Source organism: Micromonospora sp. NBC_00330 (genome assembly GCF_036136635.1).
In the GTDB taxonomy this organism is placed as follows: Bacteria; Actinomycetota; Actinomycetes; order Mycobacteriales; family Micromonosporaceae; genus Micromonospora; species Micromonospora salmantinae.
Genome location: NZ_CP108012.1, coordinates 6,736,943 through 6,758,760, shown reverse-complemented (window position 1 = coordinate 6,758,760; position 21,818 = coordinate 6,736,943). Strand labels below are relative to the sequence as shown.

19 protein-coding genes and 1 pseudogene are annotated in these 21,818 nt (G+C 72.2%); 10 read left to right on the top strand and 10 right to left on the bottom strand.

The window, feature by feature from the left end:
- The first annotated feature begins 111 nt into the window (after positions 1–111).
- Together OG598_RS30870 and OG598_RS30865 are read left to right on the top strand one after the other, a co-directional pair.
- Positions 112–408 carry a hypothetical protein gene (locus tag OG598_RS30870; protein WP_091402304.1) on the top strand — a complete coding sequence of 99 codons (297 nt, stop codon included), beginning with the start codon at positions 112–114 and terminating at the stop codon, positions 406–408.
- Positions 405–1,997, top strand: coding sequence for an alpha/beta hydrolase (locus OG598_RS30865; protein WP_328652140.1), 1,593 nt, complete (start codon positions 405–407; stop codon positions 1,995–1,997). Before OG598_RS30870 ends, OG598_RS30865 begins: the two co-directional genes overlap by 4 nt.
- A gap of 3 nt (positions 1,998–2,000) precedes the next feature.
- On the opposite strand, the gene glmS is transcribed toward OG598_RS30865, so the two are convergent.
- Complete coding sequence (glmS, locus tag OG598_RS30860) at positions 2,001–3,914, bottom strand: glutamine--fructose-6-phosphate transaminase (isomerizing) (protein ID WP_328652139.1); 1,914 nt, start codon at positions 3,912–3,914, stop codon at positions 2,001–2,003.
- Positions 3,915–4,474: 560 nt separating this feature from the next.
- On the opposite strand from glmS, the gene OG598_RS30855 reads away from it, so the two are divergent.
- Positions 4,475–5,119 carry an MmpS family transport accessory protein gene (locus OG598_RS30855; RefSeq protein WP_328652138.1) on the top strand — a complete coding sequence of 215 codons (645 nt, stop codon included), beginning with the start codon at positions 4,475–4,477 and terminating at the stop codon, positions 5,117–5,119.
- Positions 5,120–5,159: 40 nt separating this feature from the next.
- Positions 5,160–6,356 (top strand): pyridoxal phosphate-dependent aminotransferase, encoded by a 1,197-nt coding sequence (locus OG598_RS30850; RefSeq protein WP_328652137.1) that lies wholly within the window; start codon positions 5,160–5,162, stop codon positions 6,354–6,356.
- Positions 6,357–6,428: 72 nt separating this feature from the next.
- On the opposite strand, the gene glmM is transcribed toward OG598_RS30850, so the two are convergent.
- The 9 genes and pseudogenes from glmM to OG598_RS30805 form a co-directional block, all read right to left on the bottom strand.
- Positions 6,429–7,784: a phosphoglucosamine mutase gene (glmM, locus tag OG598_RS30845; RefSeq protein WP_328652136.1), complete on the bottom strand. Its 1,356-nt coding sequence runs from the start codon at positions 7,782–7,784 to the stop codon at positions 6,429–6,431.
- A gap of 116 nt (positions 7,785–7,900) precedes the next feature.
- Positions 7,901–8,383 (bottom strand): 30S ribosomal protein S9, encoded by a 483-nt coding sequence (gene rpsI, locus OG598_RS30840; protein WP_112584876.1) that lies wholly within the window; start codon positions 8,381–8,383, stop codon positions 7,901–7,903.
- Positions 8,384–8,403: 20 nt separating this feature from the next.
- A complete protein-coding gene (rplM, locus tag OG598_RS30835; RefSeq protein WP_053653864.1) occupies positions 8,404–8,847 on the bottom strand; it encodes a 50S ribosomal protein L13 in 444 nt (147 codons plus the stop codon).
- 209 nt (positions 8,848–9,056) lie between these two features.
- Complete coding sequence (locus OG598_RS30830) at positions 9,057–10,439, bottom strand: nitrate/nitrite transporter (RefSeq protein WP_328652135.1); 1,383 nt, start codon at positions 10,437–10,439, stop codon at positions 9,057–9,059.
- A 165-nt stretch (positions 10,440–10,604) separates the two neighbouring features.
- Positions 10,605–10,898, bottom strand: a complete 294-nt coding sequence (locus OG598_RS30825; RefSeq protein WP_112626220.1) for a hypothetical protein — start codon at positions 10,896–10,898, stop codon at positions 10,605–10,607.
- Positions 10,888–11,145: a DUF6364 family protein gene (locus tag OG598_RS30820; protein ID WP_091403518.1), complete on the bottom strand. Its 258-nt coding sequence runs from the start codon at positions 11,143–11,145 to the stop codon at positions 10,888–10,890. The genes OG598_RS30825 and OG598_RS30820 overlap by 11 nt, the downstream gene beginning before the upstream one ends.
- Positions 11,146–11,234: 89 nt before the next feature.
- Complete coding sequence (locus tag OG598_RS30815; RefSeq protein ID WP_328652134.1) at positions 11,235–11,930, bottom strand: class I SAM-dependent methyltransferase; 696 nt, start codon at positions 11,928–11,930, stop codon at positions 11,235–11,237.
- Between the two features lie 556 nt (positions 11,931–12,486).
- Complete coding sequence (locus tag OG598_RS30810; RefSeq protein WP_328652133.1) at positions 12,487–12,687, bottom strand: DUF397 domain-containing protein; 201 nt, start codon at positions 12,685–12,687, stop codon at positions 12,487–12,489.
- Positions 12,678–13,152: pseudogene (locus OG598_RS30805) on the bottom strand (Scr1 family TA system antitoxin-like transcriptional regulator). The gene OG598_RS30810 and the pseudogene OG598_RS30805 overlap by 10 nt, the downstream one beginning before the upstream one ends.
- A gap of 370 nt (positions 13,153–13,522) precedes the next feature.
- Here OG598_RS30805 and OG598_RS30800 point away from each other — a divergent pair.
- The 6 genes from OG598_RS30800 (at position 13,523) to OG598_RS30775 (ending at position 21,803) form a co-directional block, all read left to right on the top strand.
- Positions 13,523–13,747: a hypothetical protein gene (locus tag OG598_RS30800; RefSeq protein WP_328655485.1), complete on the top strand. Its 225-nt coding sequence runs from the start codon at positions 13,523–13,525 to the stop codon at positions 13,745–13,747.
- Positions 13,748–14,226: 479 nt separating this feature from the next.
- Complete coding sequence (locus OG598_RS30795; protein ID WP_328652132.1) at positions 14,227–16,401, top strand: molybdopterin oxidoreductase family protein; 2,175 nt, start codon at positions 14,227–14,229, stop codon at positions 16,399–16,401.
- Positions 16,398–17,837: an FAD-dependent oxidoreductase gene (locus tag OG598_RS30790; protein WP_328652131.1), complete on the top strand. Its 1,440-nt coding sequence runs from the start codon at positions 16,398–16,400 to the stop codon at positions 17,835–17,837. Before OG598_RS30795 ends, OG598_RS30790 begins: the two co-directional genes overlap by 4 nt.
- Positions 17,834–20,371 carry a nitrite reductase large subunit NirB gene (nirB, locus tag OG598_RS30785; RefSeq protein WP_328652130.1) on the top strand — a complete coding sequence of 846 codons (2,538 nt, stop codon included), beginning with the start codon at positions 17,834–17,836 and terminating at the stop codon, positions 20,369–20,371. The genes OG598_RS30790 and nirB overlap by 4 nt, the downstream gene beginning before the upstream one ends.
- Positions 20,368–20,715, top strand: a complete 348-nt coding sequence (nirD, locus tag OG598_RS30780) for a nitrite reductase small subunit NirD (protein ID WP_328652129.1) — start codon at positions 20,368–20,370, stop codon at positions 20,713–20,715. The genes nirB and nirD overlap by 4 nt, the downstream gene beginning before the upstream one ends.
- Positions 20,715–21,803 (top strand): uroporphyrinogen-III synthase, encoded by a 1,089-nt coding sequence (locus tag OG598_RS30775; protein WP_328652128.1) that lies wholly within the window; start codon positions 20,715–20,717, stop codon positions 21,801–21,803. The genes nirD and OG598_RS30775 overlap by 1 nt, the downstream gene beginning before the upstream one ends.
- The last annotated feature ends 15 nt before the right edge of the window (positions 21,804–21,818 follow it).

Genomic DNA, 21,818 nt, shown 5'->3' with positions numbered 1-21,818 from the left:
GTGGACACCCCGGGGTACGCCTCGACGTCGGCTGTCCACAGGGCACCGCGCGGCCTCCGGAACGTGCCTAGCGTCAGCGCGTCGATGCCGATCGTCCACGGGGGTGTGGTCATGACCGACGAGCCGTTCGCCGTCCAGCCGGAGGAGTTACGGGCGGTCGCCGTCCTGCTCGACGACGAGGCGCGCCGGTTGGCGTTGGGCCTCGCGGGGTTGCCCGGGCTGGTGGTGGCGGCGCCCGAGTGGCGAGCCGGCGCGGCGCTGGCCGGGTTGGAGGCGGCCGGGCACGCCTGGTTCTGCCGGCTGGGTGCCCGGGTCGCGGCGACCTCCGGCGGGGTCCGGGTGGCGGCCGAGGCGTACGAGACGGTGGACGACCGGGCCGCCGGCCGGTTCGCCTCCCTACCCCGGTGAGCAGCGTCGGTTACCGACAGCTGTGGGCTGTCGATCCCGGCGGGTGGCGGGCCGCCGGGGCGGCGTGGGCGGGGTTGGTCGGGCCACTCGATCGGCGCCTCGGCGAGCTGAGCACTGCCACCGGGCGGTTGCGGGGCGGTTGGTCGGGTGCGGCAGCCACCGCGGCGGACACTCGGCTCGGCGGGCTGCGGGACGAGCTGGCCTCGATCGCTCCCGCGCTGATCGAGGTCGACCAGGTGCTGGCCGAGTTGGCCGGTGCGCTGGCCGTGGCGAAGGCGCGGCTGTCCCAGGCGGTCGCCCAAGCCGATGCGGCCGGCCTGCTCGTGGACCGCTCGGGTGGGGTGCGGGTCGATCCCGCCCGGTTCCGGCCTACCGAGCGGGCCGGGGTCGCCGCGGCTGGGGTGGCCGCGGCCCTGCGGGCCGCGCTCGACGGGGCAGCCGCCGCGGACCGGGTCGCCGCCGACCGGTTGGACGACCTGGCGAGGGCCGCCGGCACCGGTTGGGCGTCCCCGCCCGCACCGGGCCGACCGGCCCTCGGTGCCGCGCCCACGCTGGTCAGCGCCTGGTGGTCCGGGTTGACCCCGGCACAGCGACGGTGGCTGGTCGGGCGCGAGCCGACCCTCGTCGGCCGGTTGGACGGGCTGCCGGTGGCCGCCCGCGACCAGGCCAACCGGTTACGGCTCGACGCCTGGCGTGCGGAGCTGCTGGCCGAGCGGCGACGGCTGCTGTCCCAAGTGCCGCCCGGGCCGCTCGCGTTGATTCGGTTACGCGGGGTGGCCGGACGGCTGGCCGGTCTGGACGCGCTGGTCGGGCGGCTGACGGCCGGCGAGGCGCCGCGGGCGTACCTGATCGGGTTGGAGCCGGCGGGTGAGGGCCGGACGGTGGTGGCGCTCGGCGACCCGGACCACGCCGACCGGGTGCTGACCTACGTGCCGGGGATGACCGCCGGCCTGGACGACGCCTCCGGCGAGCTGGGCAGGGCGGCCCGGGTGTTGGAGCGGTGCGCCGCGCTCGCCCCGGATGAGCGCAGCGCGGCGGTGCTCTGGTTGGACTACGACGCTCCGGATCTGCTGACCGAGGCCGCCTCGGCGGGTCAGGCCCGCGACGCCGGCCCGGCGTTGCACCGCTTCCAGGAGGGGCTGCGGGTCAGCCACGACGGGCCGCCGGCTCGGCAGACGGTGCTCGGGCACAGCTACGGGTCGCTGGTGGTGGGGGTGGCCGCCCGGGAGCACGGTCTGGCCGCCGACGCGCTGGTCTTCGTCGGCTCCCCCGGTGTCGGCGCGTCGCACGCCACCGAGCTGGGCGTGCCGTCCGGGGAGGTCTGGGCGAGCAGCGCCCCCGACGACGTGATCCGGGCGGCCCGGTCACCGGAGGAGCTGGGCCGACGAGCCCTGTTCGGCGCGGCTCCGCTGGCCGCCGTGCTGGGCTGGCCGGGTCAGACCGGGCACGAACTGTGGTTCGGGCACGACCCGTCGGACCCGGGGTTCGGCGGTCGGGTCTTCGGCAGTGGGCGAGGCGGGCACACCGGTTACTGGGACCCGGGCAATCCCGCGCTGGACGGGATGGCCCGGGTCGTGCTGGGCCGCTGAGGCTTACTCGACGGTGACCGACTTGGCCAGGTTGCGGGGCTGGTCCACGTCGTGCCCCCGGGCGGCGGCGATCTCGGCGGCGAGCACCTGCAACGGCACAGTGGTGACGAGCGGGGCCAGCAGGGTGGGCGTACGCGGCACGTAGATCAGGTGGTCGGCGTACCGGACGACCGCCTCGTCGCCCTCCTCCGCGATCACGATGGTCCGCGCGCCACGAGCCCGGACCTCCTGGATGTTGGAGACGACCTTGTCGTGCAGCATGCCCCGGCCCACCGGCGAGGGCACCACGCAGATGACCGGGGTGCCCTTGTCGATCAGTGCGATCGGGCCGTGCTTCAGCTCACCGGCGGCGAAGCCCTCGGCGTGCATGTACGCCAACTCCTTGAGCTTCAGCGCGCCCTCGAGGGCCACCGGGTAGCCGACGTGCCGGCCGATGAACAGCACCGTCGGCTCGGACTTCAGCTCCCGGGCCAGCTCGCGGACGGGCTCGATCCGGTCGAGCAGCTCACGCAGTTTGCCGGGAATCTCCTGCAACTGCGCGACCACGGCGCCCACCTCGTCGGCGAACTTGATGCCGCGCACCTGGGCCAGGTGCAGGCCGATCAGGTAGCAGGCGACGACCTGGGTGAGGAACGCCTTGGTGGAGGCGACGGCGATCTCCGGCCCGCCGTGGGTGTAGAGCACGGCGTCGGACTCGCGGGGGATGGTCGAGCCGTTGGTGTTGCAGATCGCCAGCACCCGGGCCTTCTGCTCCTTGGCGTGGCGCAGCGCCATCAGGGTGTCCATCGTCTCGCCGGACTGCGAGATGACCACGATCAGCGTGGACCGGTCGAGCACCGGGTCGCGGTAGCGGAACTCGCTGGCCAGTTCCACCTCGCACGGGATCCGGGTCCAGTGCTCGATGGCGTACTTGGCGACCATGCCGGCGTGGTACGCCGTGCCGCAGGCCACGATGAAGATCTTGTCGACGTCGCGCAGGTCCTGGTCGCTGAGGCGGACCTCGTCGAGGGCGATCTCGCCGCTCTCGGTGAGCCGGCCCAGCAGGGTGTCGGCGATGGCCTGCGGCTGCTCCTCGATCTCCTTGAGCATGAACCAGTCGTAGCCGCCCTTCTCCGCGGCCGAGGAGTCCCAGTCGATGTGGAAGTCCTTGCCGGCGGCGGGCTGGCCGTCGAAGTCGGTGATCTCGATGCTGTCGCCGGTGATCAGCACGATCTGGTCCTGGCCCAGCTCGACCGCTTCCCGGGTGTGCTCGATGAAGGCGGCCACGTCGCTGGCCAGGTAGTTTTCCCCGTCGCCGCGGCCGACCACAAGTGGCGAGTTGCGCCGGGCGCCGACGACCGCGCCGGGCACCGCGGCGTCCACCGCGAGCAGGGTGAACGCGCCCTCCAGCCGTTGGCAGACAACGCGCATGCCGGCGGCGAGCAGTTGCGGGCTGTCCGGCTGGCCGGCGGCGCGCAGGTCGGCCAGCGCGGCGGCGAGCAGGTGTGCGGCGCACTCGGTGTCGGTGTCGCTGGTGAACTGGACGCCGTCGGCCTCCAGCTCGGTGCGGAGCTTGGCGAAGTTTTCGATGATGCCGTTGTGGATCACCGCGACCCGCCCGTCGGGGGCGACGTGTGGGTGGGCGTTGCGGTCGGTCGGGCCGCCGTGGGTGGCCCACCGGGTGTGCCCGATGCCGGTGGTGCCGTCACCGATGCCGATCGGGCTGGCCGCGCAGGAGGCCGGGTCGTCGGCGGCCCGCTCGGACAGCACCTTTTCCAGGTTGGCCAGCTTGCCGGCCTTCTTCTCGGTCAGCAGTTGGTCGTCACAGACGATCGCGACGCCTGCCGAGTCGTAGCCACGGTATTCCAGCCGCCGCAGCCCGTCGAGGACGATGCCGAGTGCGGGGCGCGCGCCCGCGTATCCCACGATTCCACACATGGCCCGCAGCCTAACCCAGTTTCACTCATGTTGGTTGCTCGAAAGTCGGGTTATCAATCACCGGATCTGAGCGATCAGTACCTACGCGGTCGCAACGGGACGAGCGTCACAGGCCGCTCGCGCCCGCTCCGCTGGGCGGGGTTGCGACACGCCTTCGGGTGCGACAGTCTCTCGGCGGGTTTGGCGCTCCCGTCCACGGCCCGTTCGTCCCATACCCACTCCCGCCCGGAGCAGCCATGTCCGATGCGCCGTCGCCCGACCCGACCCCCTCATCCGCTCCGGATCCGGCCTCCCCCGCACCCGGGCCGGATCCGACGGCGCCGCCGTCCTCGGCTCCGTTTCCGGCCACCGACCCGTTGGCTCCGGGCCAGCCGTGGGCACCGCAGGCCCCCTGGGCACCCGCCCCGCCGGCCGCGCCGTGGACGCCGTCTCCGCCCGCCACCCAGTGGACGCCACAAACGTCCGCGACGCCGTGGACGCCCGACCCACAGACGCCCCCGTGGTCGCCGGACGCCTCAGGCCCGGCGTCGGCCGGATCGCCACCGCCAGCGGGGTGGCACATGCCTGGCGGGCAACTCCCGGCCGCTGGCTGGCCGCCGCCCGGCTATCCGCCGCCGTACGCCTACCCCGGGTATCCACAGGTCCCCGGCAAGCCGACCACGAGCAGCGGGCGGATCGTCGGGATCGTCGTCGCGGCCGTCGTGGCACTCGTCCTACTCGTGTGTGGCTGCCTCTGCGTGGGTGGCCTGTGGCTCGACCAGGCCAACCCGGACCCGATCGCCGAGGAGCCGTGGGTCGTCCCCGACGACGACGGCTGGACGGAGCCCAGCGCTGGGCCGGTCATCCCCGAGCGACCCACGGCGCCGCAGCCGCCGACCGCGTATCCCAGCCCCAGCAAGAAGCCGATCACCCGACCGACCTCAGGACCGGCACCAGTGACTGTGGTCTACGAGCTCAGCGGTTCGGGTGTCGTCGACCTCGCGTACTTCGATGCCGAGAGTGACCTCATCCACGTCGACGGCCAGAAGCTGCCCTGGCGGACCACCATCCGAACCAACGGCAAGAGCCGGGTCATGGTGGAGGCCAGATGGGCCGACGACGAGAGTGAGAAACCGCTCGACTGCACAGTCACTGTCACCGGCGTCGGCAAGCCGGTCGTCGACAAGACCCGGGGGTACTGGTCGACCAGGTGCGCGCCCGAGTGAGGCTGGGGTCCGAGCCGGGTATGGCCGTAGGCTGGCGCAGGTGACGACGAGCACCGATGTCGACCCGCTGGTGGCCCGGATGCGGCCGTTCGGCACGACGATCTTCGCCGAGATGTCCGCCCTCGCCGTGCGCACCGGCGCGGTCAACCTCGGGCAGGGCTTTCCCGACACCGACGGCCCGCCGGAGATGCTGGCCGCCGCCGCCGAGGCGCTGCGCAACGGGCAGAACCAGTACCCGCCCGGCCCGGGGATCCCCGCCCTGCGCGCGGCCGTCGCGGCGCATCAGCGGCGGTTCTACGACCTGGGGTACGAGCCGGACAGCGAAATCGTGATCACGGCGGGCGCGACCGAGGCGGTCGCGGCGAGCATCCTCGCGCTCTGCGAACCGGGCGACGAGGTTGTCTGCTTCGAGCCGTACTACGACTCGTACGCCGCCTCGATCGCACTGGCCGGCGCGGTCCGCCGGCCGGTGACGCTGCGCCCCTCGGCCGACGGCCGGTACGCCTTCGACCCGGCGGCGCTGCGTGCGGCGTTCGGCCCGCGCACCCGGCTGGTGCTGCTGAACTCGCCGCACAATCCGACCGGCAAGGTCTTCACCCCGGCGGAGTTGGCGCAGGTCGCCGAGTTGTGCCAGGAGTTCGGCGCGTACGCGGTCACCGACGAGGTGTACGAGCACCTGGTCTTCACCGACGCGGCGAGCCCGCACGTGCCGCTGGCCAGCCTGCCCGGGATGCGGGAGCGGACGCTGCGCATCTCGTCGGCCGGCAAGACGTTCTCCTGCACGGGGTGGAAGGTCGGCTGGGCGAGCGGCCCCGCGGCGCTGGTCTCGGCGGTGCTCCGGGTGAAGCAGTTCCTCACCTATGTCAACGCCGCGCCGCTGCAACCGGCGGTGGCCGTGGCGCTCGCCCTGCCGGACGGCTACTACACCGGCTTCCGGGACGGTCTCCAGCAGCGGCGTGACCAGCTCGTCGGTGGTCTGACCGACGCCGGGTTCGAGGTGCTCGACTCGGAGGGGACGTACTTCGTCACCGCCGACATCACCGCCCTCGGCGGCCGGGACGGGGTGGAGTTCTGCCGCTCGTTGCCGGAGCGCTGCGGTGTGGTGGCGGTGCCGACCCAGGTCTTCTACGACGACGTCGACGCGGGCCGGCGGCTGGTCCGGTTCGCCTTCTGCAAGCGCCCGGAGGTGCTGACCGAGGCGGTCAGCCGGCTGCACGCTCTGGGCTCGAGCCGCTGACGTCGATCCGGCACTCCGGGCGGCTGTGGAGCTGATGCCGTAAACGGTTCAGCTCCACAGCGTCCGACAGAGCTAGCCGACCGGGCTCGCGGTGCGAACCAGCTCGGCGATCCGCTCGGCTACCTCACGGGCCGTCGCCTCGGTGGCCGCTTCGACCATCACCCGGACCAGCGGCTCGGTGCCCGACGGGCGCAGCAGCACCCGGCCGGTCTCCCCCAGCTCCGCCTCGGCCCGCTCGACCTCGGCGCGTACGGCGGGTGCGGCGGCGCCGATGGTCCGGTCGCCGACCGGCACGTTGATCAGCACCTGGGGCAGCTTGGTGACCACCGAGGCCAACTCGGCGAGGGACTGGCCGGTGGCCGCCATCCGAGCCATCAGGTGCAGCCCGGTGAGCACCCCGTCGCCGGTGGTGGCGTGCGCGGGCATCACGATGTGGCCGCTCTGCTCACCGCCGAGCGCCAGCCCGGAAGCGCGCAGCTCCTCCAGCACGTACCGGTCGCCGACCTTGGTCTCGATCAGGCGGATGCCCTGCGCGGACATCGCGAGCCGCAGCCCGAGGTTGCTCATCACGGTGGCCACCAGGGTGTCCTGGGTGAGCGTGCCGGCGTCCCGCATGGCCAGCGCGAGGATCGCCATGACCTGGTCGCCGTCCACCTCGTCGCCGTCGGCGGTGACCGCCAGGCAGCGGTCGGCGTCGCCGTCGTGGGCGATGCCCAGGTGGGCGCCGTGCTCGACCACTGCGGCGCGCAGCGCCTCGATGTGGTTGGAGCCACAGTCGTCGTTGATGTTCAGCCCGTCGGGCTCCGCGTGGATGGCGATGACCTCCGCGCCGGCCTCCCGGTAGGCGACGGGGGCGACCTCGGCGGCGGCGCCGTTGGCGCAGTCGACCACTACCTTGATCCCGTCGAGCCGGTGCGGAACGGTGCCCACCAGGTGCTGGACGTAGTGGTCGGCGCCGTCGAGCAGGTCGTGCACCCGGCCGACGCCGGCACCGATCGGCCGGTCCCAGGCAGTGGTGGCGTTCGTCTCGACGGCCGCCTCGATCTGCATCTCGATCTCGTCGGGCAACTTGTGCCCACCGGCGGCGAAGAGCTTGATGCCGTTGTCCGGCATCGGGTTGTGCGACGCGGAGAGCATCACCCCCAGGTCGGCCTTGGCCTCCGCGGTGAGGAACGCCACCGCCGGAGTGGGCAGCACGCCGACCCGCACCACGTTCGCACCGGCGCTGGTCAGCCCGGCGACCACTGCCGCCTCCAGCATCTCGCCGCTGGCGCGGGTGTCGCGACCGACGACGGCGAGCGGCGGATGACTGCGGTCCGTCTCGGCGAGTGTGTGCGCGGCGGCCACCGCGAGTGCCAGCGCCAATTCCGGGGTGAGATCCGCGTTTGCCCGCCCGCGTACGCCGTCCGTGCCGAACAACCGACCCATACCCGCCAACCTCCGAAAGAGCACTGCCAGTGAGGAGAAAGCGGAACGGCCGACCCGCCTCCCCCGAGGGGGAGGCGGACCGGCCGTCCGTCAGAAGTACAACGCGCTGGAAAAGATCAGCGCTTCGAGTACTGGGGAGCCTTACGGGCCTTCTTGAGGCCGTACTTCTTGCTCTCCTTGACGCGGGCGTCACGGGTGAGGAAGCCGGCCTTCTTCAGGGCCGGGCGGTCGTCCGGCTCGTTGATGATCAGCGCGCGGGCGATGCCCAGCCGGAGCGCACCGGCCTGGCCGGTGGTGCCGCCGCCACGCAGGTTGGCGATGACGTCGAACTGCTCGGGCTTCTCGGCGGTGACCAGCGGGTCCTTGATGAGCTGCTGGTGCACCTTGCTCGGGAAGTACGCCTCGAGGTCCTGGCCGTTGCAGGTGATCTTGCCGGTGCCCGGGACGAGGCGGACCCGGACGATGGCCTCCTTGCGGCGGCCCACGGTCTGGATCGGCCGGTCACCACGAGGGGCGCGGGCAACGGGCGCCGGCGCCTCGGTGGCCTCGGGGGCCTCCGGGGCTTCCGGGGCGACCTCGGTCTCGATGATGTCGGTCATGCTGCTTCCTTCGCCCGCGCTCACTGCGCGATCTGCTTGATCTCGAACGGCACCGGCTGCTGCGCGAGGTGCGGGTGCTCGGCACCGGCGTAGACCTTCAGCTTCTTGATCAGCTGACGGCCGAGCTTGTTGTGCGGGAGCATCCCCTTCACGGCCAGCTCGATGGCCCGCTCGGGACGCTTGGTCAGCAGCTCGTCGTAGCCGATCTGCTTCAGACCACCCGGGTAACCGGAGTGGCGGTAAGCGACCTTGGTCTGGCGCTTGTTGCCGGTCAACGCAACCTTGCCCGCGTTCACGATGACGACAAAGTCGCCCGTGTCGACGTGCGGCGCGAAAGTCGGCTTGTGCTTACCACGCAGCAACGTGGCGGCGTGGGTGGCCAGGCGGCCCAGCACGACATCAGAGGCGTCGATGACGTGCCACTGACGCTCGATCTCACCCGGCTTCGGGCTGTACGTACGCACAGGTCTACCTTGTCTCGTCGTCGGTCTGGGGTCGCGCGCCGAGGTGACCAGATCTAGCAGGCCGGACCAGCGCGCACGAACGACCAAGCGTACCTGAAGGGGCACGCCTCTGGATGTCGTACAACAGCAGGCAACGATACCCGGCGCCCCGTCCGCAGGTCAAAACGGGGGTGCGGCCCCGCGCGGCGACGCGCCGAGGGTGTCTCAGCTCACACGTTGGCGAGTCGACCGGCCCTCGGACGGCGGTAGACCGCCCAGGTGACCGCGAAGCACAACGCGTACCAGCCGATGAAGGCCAGGTAGGCGGCGTCGGCGTTGCCCGAGCTGAGGAACGACTGCCGGAACGCGATGTTGACCAGCACCCCGCCGAAGGCGCCGATCGCACCCGCGATGCCGATCAACGCGCCGGTCATCCGCCGCGCCCACCGCGCGGCGGCCTCCGGATCACGCTGACCCGTGGCCACCGCGTCCGCCGACCGGGCCCGGAAGATCGCCGGGATCATCTTGTACGTGGAGCCGTTGCCGACGCCGGAGAAGACGAAGAGGGCGAGGAACCCGGCGAGGTAGAGCCCGAACGAGCGCTCCCGGGCCGCGTACAGCACTGTGCTCGCGCCGGCCGCCATCGCCACGAAGTTCCAGAAGGTCACCCGTGCCCCGCCCAACCGGTCGGCGAGGTGCCCGCCCAGCGGCCGGATCAGCGAGCCGACCAGCGGGCCCAGGAACGTCAGCCAGGCGGCGTCGACAGGGGTGGGGAACCGTTCGGCGAACTGAAGCTGGAGCACCTGACCGAAGGCGAAACCGAAGCCGATGAACGAGCCGAAGGTGCCGATGTAGAGCAGCGACATCGCCCAGGTGTGCGGGTCGCGGGCCGCCTCCCGCAACGCCCCCGGCTCGTTGCGCGCCCCGGGCACGGTGTCCAACCAGCGGGCCGCGGCCAGCGCGGCCAGCACGATCAGCGGCAGGTAGACCGCCGGCACCAACCGGGGGTACGCGGCGCCCGCGGTGGCGAGGACCGCCAGGCCGACCAGTTGCACGGCGGGTACGCCCAGGTTGCCGCCACCGGCGTTGAGCCCGAGCGCCCGCCCCTTGAGCCGCTGCGGGTAGAACAGGTTGATGTTCGCCATCGAGGAGGCGAAGTTGCCGCCACCGACCCCGGTGAGGCAGGCGAGCACCATCAGGGTGGTGTAGGACACCCCGGGTTCCAGCAGCACCGTCATCGGGACCGCGGGCACCAGCAACAGCAGTGCGCTGATGATCGTCCAGCGTCGTCCGCCGAAGCGGGCCACCGCCAGCGTGTACGGCAGCCGCAGCACCGCGCCCAGGGCAGCCGGCACGGCGGTGAGCAGGAACTTCCCGGCCGGATCGATGCCGTACGCGGGGCCGAGGAAGAGCACTGTGACCGACCAGAGACTCCACACCGAGAAGCCGACGTGCTCCGCGAAGATCGAGACCCAGAGGTTGCGTCGGGCGATCGGCGCGCCGGTGGCCTGCCAGAAGTCCGGGTCCTCGGGGCGCCAGTCGTGCAGCGGTTGCCGGCGACCGGTGACGGCAGGCGGCTCGGCGGTGACTACGGTGCTGGTGAGCGTGCTCACGGCGGCTCCTCCTCGTCGATGTGACGAGGGGAAACGCTAGGAACGCCCGGTTACCTGGCAGTGCCCGTCGCGGGTCGGGCCGGAAACGGCTATCGCACCACGGGCCGGCGGCGATGGTGAGCACGCCACCAGAGCGCTGCTTCCGTGGTCGGTCGCTGCTTCCGGTCAGAGCTGTTGGAGTATGCGCAGCGCGCGGCCGACCCGGAGCATGGTGTCGGTGTCGGCGACGTCCACGCACGAGGTGAACCACTTCTTCATGGGCGAGGAGATCCGGTCGGGCATGACCACGTACCGGCCCATCGACACGGCGAGCGGCGAGTCCCGCAGGAGCGACTCCTCGACCACCTCGACCACGATCACGATGGGCACGTCGGTGGAGTTGTAGACGTCCGAGCTGATCACGAGGCCGAGGCGTTCCCGGGCGCCCTCGATGCGCCAGATCTCACCCCTACGCAGCACGCGGCCGTCCGCCGGAGAACAGGTCGTTGACCATGCCCACCTCGCGGGCGTCGGCGAGCGCGGCGGACTCGAGATCAAGGCTGGCGCGGCCCACGGCGGCGGCGTGCGCGGTGAAGACCTCGCGCAGCGCCTTCTCCCGGGCGGCCTGGTCCATCCACGCGGAGAGCGACAGCCCCTCGCGCTTGGCGAACCTCCGCGCCTCCTCGATCGTCTCGTCCGTGAACGAGAGAGTCACCTTGGCAGTCATGCCGAGCAGATTACCCAGCGGTGTGACCAACAGTCATCCCCGCGCTCACCGGCTCGCCCCCGGGCGGCGAAACGTACATTCCGTCGGGCTCATCCGACCCGGCCGCCGAACACCGCGAAGCGCCACTCCTTGAAGTAGCAGTCGACGTCGACCAGGCCCGCCTCGGCGAGCCACCGGCACTGGTCGGCCACCGTGGCCGGGCGGTCGTGGCGCATCCGCTCCTGGGAAGCCGCGATCTCGTCGGGGGACGCACCCAGCTCGGTGATCCGCTCCAGCCACACCTCGTCGTAGCGCCGGTCCAGCTCCGGGGTCGGGCCGGCGACCTGCTCGGCGTTGACGAACACCCCGCCCGGTCCCAGCACGGCGGCGGCCCGCCGGTAGAGCGCGCGCTTGCCGGCGTCGTCCAGGTGGTGGATCGCCAGCGCGCTGACCACCGCGTCGTACCGGCCCCGCGGCAGCTCGTCAGCCAGGTCGGCGTGGATCGTCCGGTGCGGCACGGACCGCGCGTCCAACTGGTCGGTGGCGCGGGCGAGCATCGCCGGCGCTCCGTCCACCAGGGTCAGCCGGACTCCGGGCACCGCTGCGGACAGCAGCAGGGAGAGCAGGCCGGTGCCGGCGCCCAGATCCAACACCTCCGGGGTACGCCCGGCGGCGAGCGCGGCCCGCAACGGCGGCGCGGCCACCTGGACGGCGGTGCCGTAGAAGGCGTCGAAGCACGGAATCAACCGCCTGCGCGCCTCGTCGTACGTGCCGGCCACCGCGTCGAAGACGTCCGTCACGCTCATCGCGGACTCCCATACACTGAGACAGATTTCCCACATTATAAGCACCGCCGGACGCTGATGTCGTCAGCGATTCAGCTCCAAAGGCTTCGGTCAACACCACCCGTCGCACGCGAAGTCACCGCGGAGTCACCGCTCGGCGCACGGCCGCCCACGGATCATCGACGTCACCCCTGGGCGACTCAAGGGCACGCTCGACGAGGGGTAAGTGACCACCAAGCCCTCGCCGATCTTGCACTTTCGGTCGCCGTTTTGTCGTACTCATCCTTTATGCCGCCTCAGAAACTGCAAGATCGCCGCAGAGAGAGGGCGGCGCGCGGGGAGGCGCGGGGGCGGGGTGGGTTCGATGGGATGTTGTCCGGGCGCTGATCCGCCGCGCCAAAGCCAGCCCCGCGCCGCCGGTCCGCGCGCGCGAAGAGGCGTACGAACTGCGCCGCGCCGACGAACAGTGACCGCCGATCAGCCGGTGGCGGCGGTCCCCGTCTCGCGCCGGATTCCTGACCCCGACATGCGAAGGCCCCCGGCGCTCTAGGAGCCGGGGGCTGTCGTGCTGCGTTGGTCAGCCGACGGGGCCGATCGCCTTCGCCAGGTCGACGAAGCCGGCCCACGCCGCCGGCCCGAAGGTCAGCGTCCCGCCGTCGCGATCTTTGGTGTCGCGGACGAGGACGACGCCGGGGAGGTTGTCGGCAACCTCGACACACGAGCCCCCGTTGTTTCCGCTCTTGGTGCTCTTGCGCCACTGCGCGCCGGTCAAGTCCATGATCCCGCTGCTTTCCTGATCAGGTCGAGGGACTGTTGACGGGAAAAAGCTTCACTTCTGATGCGTTCCCACCTGCGATTAAGCGTAGCAACGTCCGCAGCTCCATTTAGGATCTGCGCCCGCACCTGGCTGTCGATATGGGCGACCTGCCCGCCGTCGGGTAGCTCGGCCACGATGAAGCCGCCGCCAAGGCCCGGATACATCCCGACTTCTTGCGGCACTACGAGCACCTGCACAGCGGGTAGTGCCGCGCACTGCGCAAGATGGGCGACCTGCTCACGCATCAATGATCTGTCGAACGTCCCTCCCGAGGAGCGCGGCCAGCTTTGCGCGCCGACGGGGCTGCGGCACGCGTCCCGGGCTTATCCACCGCGCTGCCGTTTTCGGATCTACCCCCGTTTGAGCTGCCAGGCTCTCGGCTGTCTCGCCAGCTTCGGCCATGGCCGTTTGAAGTGCGTGATTCATCCTGCCTCCAAGATGAACGTCCCGAACGTCCCGGGGAATAGAGCTACGTCGTGTACTGATCCCATCGCTCTCGGCAATGTAACCGGCAGACGGCGCGGCCGGTAGGGACCCGAGACCCGGCGGACGCGTTCGTGCTGGGGCCGCCCCTGACCTGCCGCAGATCTTGGACAGTTTCCGTTACGCGAGAACGGAAACTGTCCAAGATCTCCACTGGTGAGCAGCACGGGGCGGCCCCTTCCCAAAGTGACGACCAAGGGAGAGCACCGTGCCCGACGAGCCGACCGATCGGACACCCAAGCCCGAGCCCACACCGCGGAGGCCGCACACGGGTGAGGTCTTACACCTGACCCGCACCGCGAGTGTGCAGTTCATGCGCCCGATCTTCGTTCGCGTGATTCGCGTTCTCGACTGGCCGACGTACGACGGGTGGCTGTGGATTGACGGTTACGAGCTGGCCACGAATGGCGATGCGATCGCGCGCCGGTCCCTGTTCGTGATGCCCGCAGGCCTGATCTGGCCGAACCCGCCCGCCCCGGCGGCCCGTCGCCCAACCACCCGCACGCCCGTCAGACGCGGTCCGGTGAGGGTCGGATGACCCGCCGCCCTCGCCCGCACCTTCCGATGCGCCCGGCGTGGCTCTGCCGTAACTGCGCTGCTCCCTGGCCGTGTGCGCCGGCTCAGCTTCACCTCGCGACCGAGTTCTACGGTCATTCGATCGCTCTGGCCTTCTATCTGGCGGCGAACATGCAAGACGCCGTTGACGACCTGTACGCCCTGGGCGTTCGCCCTGACCCGCGGGCACTCCACGCCCGGTTCCTGGGCTGGTTGTCCCTCACCCGCCGACCACACCGCGCCGACCTGCGCTGACCGCCCCCGCGAGGTGAAGTGCGCTGCCGCTTCGGAGCTGATGTCACAAACGAATCAACCGCCGATGTCGTCAGCGATTCAGCTCCACAGGCTCCGACTCGCACCCTCCAACACGCTCGCTGCCCCGGTGCGGTGTGAGCCCCACTTGACAGGACCGAAACAGAAGGGACCCGGACCGGAAACCGCCCGGCGGCACGCTTTCCCGACATGACAGACGGTGCACGGTCGGCGACTCCACTGGGGCTGACGCCCCGGGAAGTGGCGACGCACTGCCCGTACTGCGCCCTGCAGTGCGGGATGACGCTGCGCGCGGACGACGCCGGTGTGACGGTCCACCCGCGCGAGTTCCCCACCAACCGGGGCGGACTCTGCCAGAAGGGTTGGACCGCCGCCGAACTGCTCGACCACCCGGACCGGCTGACCACTCCGCTGGTGCGCGACGCGGCCACCGGCGAACTGCACCCAGCTAGCTGGGACGCCGCGCTCGACCGCGTGGTCGCCGGCATCCGCGCCGTCCAGGACGACGCCGGCCGGGACGCGGTCGCCGTCTTCGGCGGTGGTGGCCTGACCAACGAGAAGGCGTACGCGTTGGGGAAGTTCGCCCGGATCGGTCTGCGCACCAGGCACATCGACTACAACGGACGGTTCTGCATGTCCTCGGCGGCAGCCGCCGGGATGCGCGCCTTCGGCATCGACCGCGGGCTGCCGTTCCCCCTCGCCGACCTGGGCCGGGCCGACACCCTGCTGCTGGTCGGAGCGAACCCGGCGGAGACCATGCCGCCGCTGGTGCGCTGGCTCACCGAGCAGCGCCGCAACGGCGGAAAACTGATCGTCATCGACCCACGGGTCACCGCCACCGCCCGCCAGGCCGACCTGCACCTGCAACCGCTTCCCGGCACCGACCTGGCGGTGGCCAACGCGCTGCTGCACATCGCCCTCACCGAGGGTTGGGTCGACCGGGCCTACGTGGCCGACCGCACCACCGGGTTCGACGCGGTCCGCCGAGGCGTCGCCGCCTGGTGGCCGGCCCGCGCGGAACAGCTCTCCGGGGTGCCGGTGGCCGACCTGGAGGCGACCGCCCGAGCGCTGGGCACCGGCGGTCGCGTGATCATCCTGACCGCGCGCGGCGCCGAGCAGCACGCCAAGGGGGTGGACACCGTCACCGCGTACGTCAATCTCGCCCTCGCCCTCGGTCTGCCCGGCCGCGACGGTTCGGGGTACGGCTGCCTCACCGGCCAGGGCAACGGCCAGGGCGGCCGGGAGCACGGGCAGAAGGCCGACCAGCTCCCCGGCTACCGGAAGATCGACGACCCGGCGGCCCGGGAGCACGTGGCCGGGGTGTGGGGCGTACCGGCCGACGAACTGCCCGGCCCGGGAGTGCCCGCCTACCAACTGCTCGACTCGCTCGGCGCCCCGGGTGGCCCGCGCGCGTTGCTGGTGTTCGGGTCGAACCCGGTGGTCTCGGCGCCCCGGGCGGCCCGGATCGAGGGCCGGCTGCGCGACCTCGACCTGCTGGTCGTCGCGGACCTCCTGCTCTCCGAGACGGCCGCGCTGGCGGACGTGGTGCTACCCACCGCGCAGTGGGCCGAGGAGGACGGCACCATGACCAACCTGGAAGGTCGGGTGCTGCGTCGGCGCGCACTACGGCCGCCCCCGCCGGGCGTCCGGACCGACCTCGCCATCATCTCCGACCTGGCGGCACGGCTGGCCGAGGCCGACTCGGCGGACGTCGACCCGGCCGACGCCAACCCGGCCAGCGTGCGACCGGCCGCCGTCGCGGCGGCTCGGTTCCCGGCCGACCCGGCTGTCGTCTTCGCCGAGCTGCGCCGCGCCTCCGCCGGTGGTGCCGCCGACTACGCCGGCATCAGCTGGGACCGGATCGACGCCGACGACGGGGTCTACTGGCCCTGCCCGACCGAGGACGGGCCGGACACGCCCCGACTCTTCGCCGACCGGTTCGCCACCCCGGACGGCCGGGCGCGCTTCCACCCCGTCGACCATCGCCCGGCCGCGGAGGAGATCTGCGCCACGTACCCGCTGCACTTCACCACCGGTCGGGTGCTGGCGCAGTACCAGTCGGGCACCCAGACCCGACGGGTGGCCGCGCTGCGCCGCGCCGCCCCGGAGGCGTTCGTCGAACTGCACCCCGACCTGGCCACCCGGTTGGGCATCGACGACGGCGACCCGGTGCGGGTCACCTCCCGCCGAGGTGAGTTCCGCGCTCCGGCCCGGCTCAGCGCCGGGATCCGACCCGACACGGTGTTCGCCCCGTTCCACTACGCGGGGGCGGGACGCGCCAACTCGGTGACCAACGACGCGGTGGACCCGATCTCCGGGATGCCCGAATTCAAGATCTGCGCGGTCCGGGTGGAGAAGGCATGACCGCCCGGGTGGTCATCGTCGGCAACGGGATGGCGGGCGCGCGCCTCGCCGGTGAGCTGCACGCCCGGGAGGGAGACCGGAAGGTCACTGTGCTCGGGGCCGAGCCGCACCGCGCGTACAACCGGATCCTGCTCTCCACCCTGCTGGCCGGCCGGATCGACGAACCGGACGTGGAGCTGACCGAAGCCGCCGGGCACGGCGTCGACCTGCGCAGCGGCGTACCGGTGACCGCCGTCGACCGGGCCGCCCGGGAGGTCCGCACCGACGACGGCGAACGGATCGGATACGACCACCTGGTGCTCGCCACCGGCGCCCGCGCGGTGGTGCCGCCACTGCCCGGCCTCGACCCGGCGAACCTGCCGGAGCGGGTGGTCCCCTTCCGGACCCTCGACGACTGCCGGCGGATCCTCGCGGCGGCGGACGGCGCCCGCAGCGCGCTGGTGCTCGGCGGCGGGTTGCTCGGCCTGGAGGCCGCCCGAGGGCTGGCCACCCGGGGGCTGGCCACCACTGTGGTGCACCCGAGAGAGCACCTGATGGAACGTCAACTGGACCCGACTGCCGGCGCGGTGCTCGCGGGCACGCTCGCCGGTTTCGGCGTCACCGTCCAACTGGGGGTTTCGGCGACCGGCGTGGCAGCGGACGCCAACGGTGTCCGCCTCGACCTGGCCGACGGCCGGTCGCTCCGCGCCGACCTGCTGGTGCTCTCCTGTGGCGTACGCCCGGACACCGCCCTCGCGCAGGCCGCCGGCCTGACCGTGCGGCGCGGCGTGGTGGTGGACGACCGGCTGCGCACCAGCGACCGGTCCATCTCGGCGATCGGCGACTGCGCCGAGCACGACGGCGTGCTCACCGGGCTGGTCGCGCCCGCCTGGGCCCAGGCTCAGGTGCTCGCGGACGTGCTGACCGGGACGGACCCCCTGGCCCGGTACCGGCCCCGGCCGGTGGTGACCCGGCTGAAGGCCGCCGGGATCGACCTGGCCTCGATGGGTGACGCGGCCAGTGGCGGGCCGGGCGAGGAGTTGACCTTCGCCGACCCGACCCGGGGCACCTACGCCCGGTTGCGGATCCAGGACGAGCGGCTGATCGGAGCGATCCTGCTCGGCGACAACCCGGCGGTCGGCACTGTGATCCAACTCTTCGACCGTGGTCAGCCGGTGCCGAGTGACCGACGGGCGCTGCTGCTCGGCAGGGCACTCGGCGCGGTAGGCGCGACCCCGGCCGCCTCACCGGCACTGATGCCGGACGCGGCCACGGTCTGTCAGTGCAACACGGTGAGCAAGGGCGCACTGGTCAGAAGCTGGCGCTCCGGCGCCCGGACTGTCGATGCGGTGGTGGCCGCGACCCGGGCCGGCACCGGATGCGGCGGATGCCGGGACGCGGTGAGCGGCATCGTCGACTGGCTGAGCCAGGCGGAATCGGTGGAGGTGACGCGATGAACGGCGGCGAACTGGTCGTCATCGGCAACGGCATGGTCGGGCAGCGCTTCGTGGACGCGCTGCACGCCCGTGACCCCCAGGGCACCTGGCGGGTGACAGTGCTGGCCGAGGAGGGGCGCCCGGCGTACGACCGGGTGCGGCTCTCGGCGTACTTCGACGGGGTCAGTGAGAGCGAACTCAACCTGCACACCCCCCACGACGGGGTGCGGCTGCGACTCGGCGAGCCGGCCACCGCAGTCGACCGGGACCGCCAGGTGGTGACCACCGCCGTCGGCGAATACCGCTACGACGCGCTGGTGCTCGCCACCGGGTCGTACGCGTTCGTGCCACCGGTGGCCGGCACGGAACTGCCCGGGGTCTTCGTCTACCGGACCCTTGACGACCTGGCGGCGATCCGGGCGTACGCGCGGGGCCGGCGGGTCGGCGCGGTGATCGGTGGAGGGCTGCTCGGTCTGGAGGCCGCCAATGCCCTGCGACTGCTCGGCCTGAGCACCGACGTGGTCGAGTTCGCGCCCCGGCTGATGCCGGTGCAGGTGGACCAGGCCGGCGGCGCGATGCTCCGCCGCTACGTCGACGAGCTGGGCGTACGGACCCATCTCGGGGTGGCGACCACAGCGATCCGTCAGGGCCCGGACGGCGGCGTCGCGGCCCTGGAACTGTCCGACGGCACCGCCCTCGACGCCGAGCTGGTGGTGGTGGCCGCCGGCATCCGGCCCCGCGACCAGTTGGCCCGGGACGCCGGTCTGCCGCTGGGCCCGCGCGGCGGGGTGCTTGTCGACGCGACCTGTCGCACCGCCGACGAGCGGATCTGGGCCGTCGGAGAATGCGCGGCGGTCGACGGCACCTGCCACGGTCTGGTCGCGCCGGGGTACGCGACGGCCGAGGTGGTGGCCGATCGGCTGGTCGGCGGCGCGGCGACCTTCCCGGGCGCGGACACCGCCACCAAACTCAAGCTGCTCGGCGTCGACGTGGCCTCGTTCGGCGACGCCCACGGCACGACCGAGGGCTGCCTGGACGTCACGTTCACCGACCCGGCCACCCGGGTCTACGCGAAGCTGGTCCTCTCCGACGACGCGCACACACTGCTCGGCGGGGTGCTGGTGGGTGACGCCAGCGCGTACCCGACGTTGCGGGCCAGTGTGGGCGGCCCGCTGCCGGCCGCGCCGCTGGCGCTGCTCGCCCCCGACGGCGGCGGCGCGGACGCCGGTGCGCTGCCCGCCGCCGCGCAGGTCTGCTCCTGCAACGCGGTGACCCGGGGCGACGTGGACGCCGCCATCGCCGACGGTTGCGCGGACGTGCCGGCGTTGAAGGCGTGCACCCGGGCCGGCACGAGCTGCGGCTCCTGCGTGCCGATGCTGAAGCAGCTCCTGGACGCGGCCGGGGTGGCACAGTCCAGCGCGCTCTGCGAGCACTTCGACGTCAGCCGGCGGGAGCTGTTCGAGATCGTCCGCGTCCGCGGCATCCGCACCTTCTCCCGGCTGGTCGCCGAACACGGTCGGGGCCGCGGCTGCGACATCTGCAAGCCGGTGGTGGCGTCCATTCTCGCCTCGCTGGGCAGCGGGCACGTGCTCGACGGCGAACAGGCGTCGTTGCAGGACACCAACGACCACTTCCTGGCCAACCTGCAACGCGACGGCAGCTACTCGGTGGTGCCCCGGATCCCGGGCGGCGAGATCACCCCGGAGAAGCTGATCGTGATCGGCGAGGTCGCCCGGGACTTCCAGCTCTACACGAAAATCACCGGTGGGCAGCGGATCGACCTGTTCGGGGCGCGGGTGGAGCAGTTGCCGCAGATCTGGCGGCGGCTGGTCGACGCCGGCTTCGAGTCCGGGCACGCGTACGGCAAGGCGCTGCGCACTGTGAAGTCGTGCGTGGGCGAGACCTGGTGCCGGTACGGGGTGCAGGACTCGGTGGGACTGGCCGTGGCGCTGGAGCTGCGCTATCGCGGGCTGCGCGCGCCGCACAAGCTCAAGTCGGCGGTTTCCGGCTGCGCCCGGGAGTGCGCGGAGGCACGCAGCAAGGACTTCGGCATCATCGCCACCGAGACAGGTTGGAACCTCTACGTCGGCGGCAACGGCGGCTTCCGCCCCCGGCACGCCGACCTGTTCGCCACCGATCTGTCCACTGACGCGCTGATCAGGCTGATCGACAGGTTCCTCATCTACTACATCCGTACCGCCGACCGGCTGCAACGCACCGCCGGCTGGATCGAGGCGATGGACGGCGGCCTGGACCACCTGCGCTCGGTGATCGTGGACGACTCGCTCGGGCTCTGCGCCGACCTCGACGCGGCGATGGCCCGGCACGTGTCGTCGTACTCCGACGAGTGGCGCGACGTCCTGGACGACCCGGATCGGCTGCGCCGCTACACGTCCTTCGTCAACGCCCCCGACGTACCGGACCCGTCGATCACCTTCACCCGGGAACGCGGCCAGCCGGTCCCCGTACGCGACCAGTCCCCGACCGGATCCGAGCCGACGAACGGTCACCGTCGGCAACCGGTCACCCTCGGCCTACCGGAGGTACGGCGATGACACAGACCCTCACGCTGACCTGGACCACCGTCTGCCTGCTCGACCGGTTGGAGCCCGACCGGGGCGTCGCCGCCCTGGTCGACGGGGTGCAGATCGCGCTCTTCCGGACCGCCGACGAGCTGTTCGCGATCGACAACCGCGACCCGGTCTCCGGGGCGTACGTGCTGTCCCGGGGCATCGTCGGCAGCCGCAGCGGAGTGCCGACGGTCGCCTCACCGCTGCACAAGCAGGTGTACGACCTGCGCAGCGGGCACTGCCTCGACCTGCCCGGGGTGGCCGTGGCCCGACACGACGCACGTTGCCGCAACGGGCTGGTCGAGGTGCGGCTGCGACAGGAGGGTTGATGCGGGAAGAACTGGCGGGTTTCACCATCGGGGTGACCGCCGACCGGCGGCGCGACGAGTTGGCCGCGCTGCTCGAACGACGGGGCGCCCGGGTGGTGCTCGCCCCGGCGCTGCGGATCGTGCCGCTGTCCGACGACACCGAGCTGCGCGAGGCGACCCGCGCCTGCCTCGACCAGCCGCCGGACATCCTGATGGCCAACACCGGCATCGGGATGCGCGGCTGGTTGGAGGCGGCCGAGGGCTGGGGGCTGGCCGAGCCGCTGCGCTCCGTGCTGGCCAGCTCGTACGTGGTGGCGCGCGGCCCGAAGGCACGCGGCGCGATCCGGGCGGCCGGGCTGCACGACCAGTGGTCGCCCGCCTCGGAAAGCTGCGACGAGGTGGTCGACCATCTACGGAGGCGCGGCGTAGCCGGGCAGGTCATCGCCATGCAGCTGCACGGCGAGCGACAACCCGAGTGCACGCTCGCGCTGGAGGCGGCGGGCGCGACCGTCATCGAGGTGCCGGTCTACCGCTGGGCGCCGCCGACCGATCCGGCGCCGCTGCACCGGTTGATCGACCTGATCGCCGGCCGGCTGGTGGACGCGGTGACGTTCACCTCGGCCCCGGCGGTCGAGGCGTTGCTGCGGGCCGCCGGTGACCGCACCGACGCGGTGCTGTCCGCGTTACGCAGCGATGTGCTGGCCAGCTGTGTCGGCGCGGTGACCGCCGAGCCGTTGCTGCGGCGCGGGGTGCCGGTGAGCGCGCCGGGGCGGGCCCGGTTGGGCGCGCTGGTGCGGACCATCGTCGACGAGCTGCCCCGCCGGACCGTGACGTTCAAGGCCGCCGGGCACCTGCTCACGTTGCGCGGGCACGCCGCGGTGATCGACGGCGAGCTGCGGCCACTCGCGCCCGCGCCGATGGCCGTGCTGCGGGCGCTGGCCCAGTCCCCGGGTCGGGTGCTGTCGCGCACGGCGTTGCTGCGGACGCTGCCCCGGGGCGCGGACGAGCACGCCGTAGAGATGGCCGTCGCCCGGCTACGGGCCGGCCTGCGCGCGCCCCGCGTGGTGCAGACAGTGGTGAAGCGCGGCTACCGGCTCCGGGTCGACTGAGGGCGTCACGGCCGG

Bases quoted from the DNA above. Each gene is read 5' to 3' on its own strand.
- nirD (WP_328652129.1), top strand. From the start codon at position 20,368: ATGACACAGACCCTCACGCTGACCTGGACCACCGTCTGCCTGCTCGAC.
- rpsI (WP_112584876.1), bottom strand. From the start codon at position 8,383: ATGACCGACATCATCGAGACCGAGGTCGCCCCGGAAGCCCCGGAGGCC.
- OG598_RS30810 (WP_328652133.1), bottom strand. From the start codon at position 12,687: ATGGACTTGACCGGCGCGCAGTGGCGCAAGAGCACCAAGAGCGGAAAC.
- glmS (WP_328652139.1), bottom strand. From the start codon at position 3,914: ATGTGTGGAATCGTGGGATACGCGGGCGCGCGCCCCGCACTCGGCATC.
- OG598_RS30790 (WP_328652131.1), top strand. From the start codon at position 16,398: ATGACCGCCCGGGTGGTCATCGTCGGCAACGGGATGGCGGGCGCGCGC.
- glmM (WP_328652136.1), bottom strand. From the start codon at position 7,784: ATGGGTCGGTTGTTCGGCACGGACGGCGTACGCGGGCGGGCAAACGCG.
- OG598_RS30870 (WP_091402304.1), top strand. From the start codon at position 112: ATGACCGACGAGCCGTTCGCCGTCCAGCCGGAGGAGTTACGGGCGGTC.
- nirB (WP_328652130.1), top strand. From the start codon at position 17,834: ATGAACGGCGGCGAACTGGTCGTCATCGGCAACGGCATGGTCGGGCAG.
- OG598_RS30815 (WP_328652134.1), bottom strand. From the start codon at position 11,930: ATGAGCGTGACGGACGTCTTCGACGCGGTGGCCGGCACGTACGACGAG.
- OG598_RS30800 (WP_328655485.1), top strand. From the start codon at position 13,523: ATGCGCCCGATCTTCGTTCGCGTGATTCGCGTTCTCGACTGGCCGACG.
- OG598_RS30795 (WP_328652132.1), top strand. From the start codon at position 14,227: ATGACAGACGGTGCACGGTCGGCGACTCCACTGGGGCTGACGCCCCGG.
- OG598_RS30855 (WP_328652138.1), top strand. From the start codon at position 4,475: ATGCCTGGCGGGCAACTCCCGGCCGCTGGCTGGCCGCCGCCCGGCTAT.
- OG598_RS30775 (WP_328652128.1), top strand. From the start codon at position 20,715: ATGCGGGAAGAACTGGCGGGTTTCACCATCGGGGTGACCGCCGACCGG.
- OG598_RS30820 (WP_091403518.1), bottom strand. From the start codon at position 11,145: ATGACTGCCAAGGTGACTCTCTCGTTCACGGACGAGACGATCGAGGAG.